The sequence below is a fragment of the Clostridium caldaquaticum genome, from assembly GCF_023806125.1.
GTDB lineage: Bacteria > Bacillota > Clostridia > Clostridiales > Clostridiaceae > Clostridium_AT > Clostridium_AT caldaquaticum.
The window spans coordinates 1-713 of the sequence record NZ_JAMSKT010000047.1; the positions used below are offsets into that span (position 1 = coordinate 1).

Consider the following 713-nt stretch of genomic DNA (forward strand, 5'->3'; position numbering starts at 1 on the left):
AGGGACTAAAAGTCCCCCGCTCGACTTGCATGTGTTAGGCACGCCGCCAGCGTTCGTCCTGAGCCAGGATCAAACTCTCAATTTAAAAGTTTGAATCTTAATGCTCATTTTAAATTTAAAAGAATTGCTGGTTTATCTTAATTATTCTCTGTTTAATTTTCAAAGACCAATTAATTTTTGCTGTCATCTGACAGCTTTTATATCTTATCATTTCAGATTTTATTTGTCAACAACTTTTTTAAAAATTTTCAAATCATTTTAAAGTTGGTTTTAAAAAATCTGATTAATTTATCACTTATTTCAGCGACGTGTTCTATAATAACACATTATATCATAATATTTAAATATATAATATGAAAAATTTACGTTTATTTTTATAATTCTTTATTAATCTCATTATTTCTTTATTATTCATATAGTGATACACCAGGTAAAGTATTTTTAAATCATCATCTCTTAATAAACTTAAAATTTATGAAATATGCAATATTTTTAGCACATAAAAAGGAAGGGCGTCCCCTTCCTTTTTAAAACAACTATATAACTTTTTAATGCACATTAAATATTATTTAATATTAGGCGCCAGATCCAAAGTACTGTCATACTTTGAATTTTTAATTACTCAACTATTTTAGTAACAACACCTGAACCAACTGTTCTTCCGCCTTCTCTTATAGCGAATCTTAATCCTTCATCCATTGCTACTGGTGTTA

At 27.9% G+C, this 713-nt stretch carries 1 protein-coding gene and 1 rRNA gene; both read right to left on the reverse strand.

Annotation, left to right across the window (positions count from 1 at the left end; genetic code table 11):
* Nucleotides 1-85 (reverse strand): 16S ribosomal RNA (locus M2651_RS14235); the annotation flags it as partial.
* A gap of 533 nt (nucleotides 86-618) precedes the next feature.
* Nucleotides 619-713, reverse strand: a 95-nt coding sequence (locus M2651_RS14240) for an EF-Tu C-terminal domain-related protein (RefSeq protein ID WP_491524974.1), incomplete at its 5' end; no start/stop codon positions are given.